General features: G+C 67.5%; 8 protein-coding genes. 1 reads left to right on the top strand and 7 read right to left on the bottom strand.

The genetic code is table 11. From position 1 onward, the window contains the following. Positions 1-51: 51 nt before the first annotated feature. Complete coding sequence (locus QH283_RS09100; RefSeq protein ID WP_280502577.1) at positions 52-570, bottom strand: DUF421 domain-containing protein; 519 nt, start codon at positions 568-570, stop codon at positions 52-54. Between the two features lie 294 nt (positions 571-864). Here QH283_RS09100 and QH283_RS09095 point away from each other — a divergent pair, with 294 nt between their 5' ends. After that, positions 865-1,392 carry a TerD family protein gene (locus QH283_RS09095; protein ID WP_432420685.1) on the top strand — a complete coding sequence of 176 codons (528 nt, stop codon included), beginning with the start codon at positions 865-867 and terminating at the stop codon, positions 1,390-1,392. A 33-nt stretch (positions 1,393-1,425) separates the two neighbouring features. Here QH283_RS09095 and QH283_RS09090 read toward each other — a convergent pair whose 3' ends face one another. The 6 genes from QH283_RS09090 to QH283_RS09065 form a co-directional block, all read right to left on the bottom strand. Next, positions 1,426-2,139 (bottom strand): hypothetical protein, encoded by a 714-nt coding sequence (locus QH283_RS09090; protein WP_280502575.1) that lies wholly within the window; start codon positions 2,137-2,139, stop codon positions 1,426-1,428. A 338-nt stretch (positions 2,140-2,477) separates the two neighbouring features. Beyond that, the gene (locus QH283_RS09085; protein WP_280502574.1) at positions 2,478-2,978 is read right to left on the bottom strand and encodes a hypothetical protein; all 501 of its coding nucleotides are present in this window, start codon (positions 2,976-2,978) and stop codon (positions 2,478-2,480) included. Positions 2,979-3,274: 296 nt separating this feature from the next. Then, entirely contained in the window at positions 3,275-3,733 is a 459-nt protein-coding gene (locus tag QH283_RS09080; protein WP_280502573.1) for a hypothetical protein, read from the bottom strand. Positions 3,734-3,794: 61 nt separating this feature from the next. Further along, the gene (locus QH283_RS09075) at positions 3,795-4,064 is read right to left on the bottom strand and encodes a hypothetical protein (RefSeq protein WP_280502572.1); all 270 of its coding nucleotides are present in this window, start codon (positions 4,062-4,064) and stop codon (positions 3,795-3,797) included. A gap of 45 nt (positions 4,065-4,109) precedes the next feature. After that, a complete protein-coding gene (locus QH283_RS09070; RefSeq protein ID WP_280502571.1) occupies positions 4,110-5,360 on the bottom strand; it encodes a cytochrome P450 family protein in 1,251 nt (416 codons plus the stop codon). 65 nt (positions 5,361-5,425) lie between these two features. After that, on the bottom strand, positions 5,426-6,694 hold a 1,269-nt coding region (locus tag QH283_RS09065; protein WP_432420684.1), incomplete at its 5' end, for a cytochrome P450.

The raw sequence follows: 6,694 nt of genomic DNA, 5'->3' as shown, positions 1-6,694 counted from the left end.
GCCCGGCCCGCGCCGTTTCGAGGCGACCATTCCCTTCGGCCTGATCACAGCTCAGCGGGGAACAGCCGACGGCGGGTCGATGCTCTGGTGCCCGTCTCTGGGAAGCACACTGACCATCCCGTTGGGTTCCAGATACGCCCGCTTCACGTGGCCGATCTCGGCGATGCCGTGCAACCGCAGCTGCGACATCACCTCGTCATAGGTCATGAATTCCCTGCGCATGACGCGCCGGTTGAGCTGTCCGTCGGCGATCAGCGTCCGCGGCCTGGCTTTGGCGATCCGCGCGAGACGGGGCCAGCGGTAGGCAAGCGCGTCGATGACAAGGCTCCACCCGAGCATGGTCACCACCACGATCATGCTGTCGGCCACCGTCGCGGCATCGCCGAGCATCCCCGGCCCGGCCGCCTGGGCCACCAGCACCACGACGAGCAGGTCGGTGAGCCCGAGCCCGCCTGCTTCACGCTGTCCGATGACACGGAACAGAGCCATGAGCACCAGAAAAGTCACGGTGCCCCGGACCACCAGTTCCCACGGCGAAGTGCTCGGCAGCAGAATGTTCCAGTCCGACATCGCCCCTCCTCTACCCGGGCTCGATCTGCCCCGGAGTGTCATAGGTGTAAGAGACGAACACTACGCAGAACCGCGAGGACGACGCCCGGACCGACGCCGGGGTGTCGTGACCCGCGAGGCACCGGGTATCTGCCGGATGCCGAATCTCTGCACCGCTGAGCGGATACGAAGCACAGTTGATCGAAGAATCAGGGACCACAGACTGTTTGCTGCACGAATGCGCGGTACGCGAGCATTTGCCAGGGTATAGCGTGAGCGCACAACGTTTTTCGGTCGGGGCGGTCGACGAGAGGGATGCACGTGTCGGAAACAGGACTGTCATTCGTGACATTGGGGCTGGGCTGGGACCCGGCCGACAGAGCCAGATGGACGCACTCGCGCTCCGAGATCGACCTCAACGCCTCGGCCATGCTCTTCGCGGGCCACCAACTGGTCGACGTGGTCTACCACGACCAGCTGTTCTCCCAGGACGGCGCCGTCCGCCTGCTCGGCGACTCCACCACCGGCGAAGGCAAGGGCGACGACGAGACCATCACCGTCGACCTCACCCGCATCTCCCCCGTGATCACCGCCGTCGTCTTCCTCATGACCTCCTACACCGGCCAGACCATGGACGAGGTCCAGAACTCCTACTGCCACATCACCGACGGCGTCACCGGCCGCCAACTCGCCTACTACCTGCTCGACGACCCCGCCCACGGCTTCCTCGCAGGCGAACTCGTCCGCGGCGCCGAAGGCTGGTTCTACCGCGACATCGCCTCCGCCATCGACGCCCAGCACCCGGTCGAAGCCATCCAGCAGCTGGACGCCTACCTCCCCTGACACCAGCAGGACATCACCCCCGAACAGGGCAGATCAGGTGCATTGCCGTTCCCAGGACAAGCGCGCACTCTCACCGAATTCGGTGACCAGTGGCGAACCCATCGACCGTCCGATCTCCGCGATCCCGGCGTAGACGATGTCGGCGGGGATCATCGACTTGCCGATATTGCAGAAGTTCTCGAAGGCCTGTTCGGGGGTGCGCACCGAGAGCAGACACAGTTGCTGGAGGGCGGTTTCCCCGAAAGGCAGGTTCGAGAGTCTCTGCACCACTTCCTCCGCCAGCAGCACCGGGATTCCGCCGTCCTGGAATGTGCGGCTCACCTCGGCGCTGCACGTCTCGTCGGAGGGCCGGTCCGGGACGAACGGCGACTCCTGTTCCGGACGCACGGCTGCGCCGCCGTCGAGGTCGACGATCGCGAAACGCTCACGCAGCAGGCTGGTGCCGTCCGCGCATCGCTGCATGATCTCGTAGCGGCCATCGGGCAGCCCGCCGAATTCCGCCTGCCAGATACGGGGGAAGACCTGAACCAGGTCGCGGCTGCCGAACGCGGAGTTGGTCGCCATGTTGCGCGCCGATGCCCAGCATCCGTAGGGGAACGCGCCGGGCGTCGTCTGGATCGCCCGCATCGTGATGGTGCCCGGGCCGGTGGAGATCACGACCTGGCCGCCGAAATACGGCGAGGTGGAATAGGGATGCACTTGATCGGCTTGCGCGGGCGCCGCCGCGAACGCGCCGAACAGGGTCATCAGTGCGGCGCCCGCGGCAGCCGCGGCGGCTTTTCTCATGGATTTCACGATTCGATCTCTCCCGGCCTTGCCCGAAAGGCAACGCCCTGTGTCGACTACCTGTGATCGGCAATCAGTAGAGCACCGCCACGCCCCGCGCACTATCGGTTGTTCGTCCGACGTATTTCACCCGCTGGGCGCGTCCACCCTCTGCACCCGCGGCCGCGTCGCCGGGTCGCGGCGTCGGCGAGAAGCGTGGTGAAGCGCGCCGAAATGCGCTGAGAATGCGCACGGCTCCAGCGACAAGCGCCGCTGGCCCGGTGTCGATGCAGGACCCACCCAACCAGCGTATGACGGGATCAGTCGGCGAATACTTCGGCGACCGATCCCGCGCTCAACGCCCGGTCGAGCCATCGAGTAAGCGTCTCGGTGTCGGAGCAACCGAGGATCCGATCACGGTCGGCGTCGGCCACCTCGATGCCTCGGCAATCGAGGACCCGCAGGACACTCACGGCCTGGCCAGTCGCCAGGCCTTCCTCCCGACCTTCTTCTCTACCTTCCTCGCGAGCTTCTTCCCGGATGCGCTGAGAGGTCTGCGAGCGAAAGAACGACAGATCCACGGACATCATCTGCCTCCAGGTGTCGGCGGCCGGGCTGGTGCCGAGGCCGAGTTCGGTGAGTTCGGCGACGATGGCGGCGTCTTCGTCGTCGATGCCCCGCAGGGCGGCTGCCAGCGATTTCAGTATCGCACCTATGCAGGGGTGATGGGCATGGGTGATCGCCGACAACGCCGCGAGTGGCACATCGGCGACCGCCTCGGCCGCCTCCGTGACAATCGGTACGTTGTCCGGTCCCAGCACCAGCGGTCTGGTGACAAGGCTCGGCCATTACCGGGGGCCTATGGTGAACGGCCCACATGCCCACCGTTCGGTGTTCTCGTCCTGACACACGACGAGCAGGACGGTCGGCAACAGGTACTTCGAGTGCAGGTGGACCATTCTCGGCTCGACCTCCAATCACGACCGCGCTTGGCGTGCAACGACTTACGCGCCCGTGGGGCCTCCAGCGAGCCCGATCCGGCCTGCTCCGGGCGGACCTCGGGCGCTGCGCGTGGGAGCTCGTCACGTTCCCACGACGAGCCCCCACCGGGCGTCAGTCAGCCCGACGACCGCGGCGCGACGACCGGATCCGGCAGCACGATCACAGCGGACTCAGGTGGCGGCACCGGCTCCGGCTCGGGCCACAGCGCCCACACAGTGATCACGAACGCGATCAAGGCGACCGCGGCGAGAACCGTCTTGTACATCCGATCACGTTGTCTCCGAGCCGTTTCACGGTGGCGCTCCGGTCCGATGTCAGAGCGCGAAACACCGGGAACCACCAACTCCGCAACGAGCGGCAGCACCCGCCCCGACACCCCGAAGTGCTCGAAACTCGGCGCGAGCAGCACCTCGGCCCGAGCCGACCGAGCCCGCTCGGCGATATAGGAAGTCGGCAGATAGGTCTGCTCATCCACAGTGAGCACATCGACGAGCCGATAACCGCCAACACGGGCGAGTTCGGCGAGCACATGCCGATCGGCGGCCGGCGACTCGCTGACACCGAGATTCACCACCCCGAGCGCTGTCCTTCCGGCCGATTGCCGAACCGCAGGTCCGTCCATAGGAATTGCCCTTTCAGTCGATGACGCCGCGGTCGCGGAAGTACTGGTAATCCCCCGCGCTGACGATCAGCGCGGCGACCCGGGTGGAGCAGTGCCACGGGCACTCGTCGTGCAGAAGCAGCGCCGCCGCAGCCGCTTCCGGTGACCGCACGGGCCAATGCGGGTTGTCGTGACGCAATTTGTCGACGGCGGCCGCGAGTCCGAGCGTCCCGGGTGCCCGGCCGATCGGAATGACGGCAGCGACCGGCCGCGACACCTCCGGCTGTCGGTCCTCAGCGGCCACGGCAGTCCCCGCCCCTGCCGTGCGCCCGCTCGCCCGGTCGCGTGTTCACCCGCCCGCCCGGCCCGCGCCGCCCGCTCCGTGCAGGTGGACCGGTAGCCGCCGATGCCCGTGCGAGATGAAGCTCGGCAACGGCTCCAACGCCTCCGGCTCGACAGCGAGCGTCATGCCCGGAAACCGCCGAAACAACGCGGGCAGCGCCACCGCGGCCTCCAACCTGGCCAGCGGCGCCCCGAGGCAGAAGTGCGGCCCGTACCCGAAGGACAGATGCTCTTTCGTCGAGCGAGCCGGAGCGAACTCGTCGGCGTCGCCCCCATACAGTCCGGGATCGCGATTGGCGGCCGCGAAGCACGCGAGAATGGCCTCGCCCGCCTTGATCCGCGTGCCCGCCACATCGATGTCGACCACCGCGTACCGCAGCGGCAGATTCGCCACCGGCGGCGTGTAGCGCAGGGTCTCCTCGATCAGATGCGACCAGCCGAACGCGCCGACGCGAAGCCGAATCAGCAGTTCGGGCCGGGTCAGAACCTGACAGATCGCCTGGTCGAGCAGATCGACCGTGGTCTGGTAGCCGGCGCTGATCACCAGCAGCAGCGTGTGGATCAGTTCCTCTTCGGTGAGCCGGTCCACGTCCGCGTCACGGCGGCTGATCAGCAGGCTGGTCATATCGTCGCCCGGTTCGGCCCGGCGACGAGCCACCAGCGTGGTCAGGATGCTCACCATCTCGGCGAGCGTCGCCTGCGGATCCCGTCGCGGGACCGTGGAGAACAGTTCGTCCACACACAGCCGAAGCCCGTCGCGCAGATCGGCCGGGACGCCCATCAGCGCATTGATCACCCGCAACGGCACCTGCGCCGCGAACTCCTCCCGCAGATCGACCACCGGCCGGTCGGCCAGCCCGTCGAGCAGCTCGGTGACGATCCGCCGGATCTGCGGTCGCAGCGCATCCACCCTGCGGGCGGTGAACGCGGGCCCGACCAGCTTGCGCAACCGCTGATGGTCCTTGCCGTAAGCGGTGAGCATGTTGCGCACCGAAACCCACGAGATCAACGGCCAGTCCGGCGGGATCTCGCCCGCGATGAACGGCGGCCAGTGCTGCGCGGCGTCCTTGGACACCCGCCAGTCGACGAACAGCTCCCGCAGCAATAGCGGGTCGGTGACGCCCCAGGCGCGCACCCCGCCGGGCAGCACCACCGGCACCAGCGGCCCCCGTGCGCGGAGCCGGGCGGCCTCACCGGGAATATCGGCGCCTGTGACATCGAGCGTGAAGAAAGCGGAATTGGAATTCGCATCGTGCATCGGAAAAGCCTTTTCGTTTATTGAGAAACGGCGTTCGGCGGGAACAGCGCACACCGGCGTAGCGCTCAGCGGGATACGGTCAGCGGCGCGACAGGGGTGAAGACGACCGGCAATTCCTCGAGCGCCCGATGGAACGGCCCCGGCCGCCACCGCAGCTCGTCGGCCGGAATCACCGGGGTCATCTCCGGCAGAGCGTCGAGCAACTGATCGATCGCCTCCCCCGCGACCAGCTCCGCCAACGCCCGCGCCGGACACCGGTGCGGCCCAGCCCCCAACCCCAGATGCGACTCGTTGCCCCGAATATTGCCGCCCACCACCGCCGGATCGTTGTTACACGCCGCCAGACCGATCACCACCGGCCGATGCGCCGCCAGCCACCTGCCCTCCACCAACTGCGGCTGACGCGGATACGACATACAGAAATTCGCGATCGGCGGATCACGGAACAACACTTGCGTCAACGCATCCCGCGTCGACACCGACCCACCCACGACTTCACCCCCGAACTCCGGGTGCGTCATCATCCACGCCAACGTGTTCACGATCAGATTCGTCAACGGCTCACTCGCCGCCCCATACAGCGTCACCAACTGGTGCACCGCTTCTTCATCGGACAACCCGCTCTCATGCGCCAACAGCCACGAGGTGATGTCCCGCCCCGGCCGCACCCGCTTACGCGCCACCAGTTCGGCCAAGGCCTGCACCATCAGCTCGTTGCCCGCGGCGGCATCGCTGGTGTCGAAGATCATCGCCATCCCCGCCGCCGCCCGCCCACTGATCCCGGCATCACAACCGACCAGCTCCCCGATCACCTCGAACACCAGCGGAGCAGCGAAATCCCTGAGCAGATCAGCCCGACCCCGACCACAGAACCCCGCGATCAACCCCGCCGCGCTCTTCTCGACCGCCGCCAAGGTCTTACGCAGATCCACCCGAGCGAGCGCATCCACCGTCGCTGCCCGATACCGCATGTGCTCGACCCCGCTGCTGCGCAATGCGTTCGGACGCCACTGCATCATCGGCCGCACCGGGCACTCCACCGGAACGTCGCGCTCCCACACCCGTGGATCGGCCGGGAAATGCTCCGGGTCGTGCAGGATCTTCAACGCCGTCCAATACCCGATCACCAGCGTGGCCGGCACCCCGGGAGCCAGCCACACCGGCACCAGCGAACCGAACCGCTCCCGCATATCGGCATAGGCGGCGTGCGGGTCGGCGGCGAACTCCTCGGTGTAGATCGCGACGCGGAGGCTGTCGGGGATGTCGAGTGGTGTGCCGTGGCCGCGCGGGCCCCCCCCGGGCCGGGGCCGCGCCGGGGCGCGGGGCCGCCCCGC

It is taken from the genome of Nocardia farcinica, from assembly GCF_029867845.1.
Lineage (GTDB): Bacteria > Actinomycetota > Actinomycetes > Mycobacteriales > Mycobacteriaceae > Nocardia > Nocardia farcinica_A.
The sequence above is the reverse complement of the archived record's forward strand: the minus strand, read 5'-3'. Positions and strand labels throughout refer to the sequence as shown.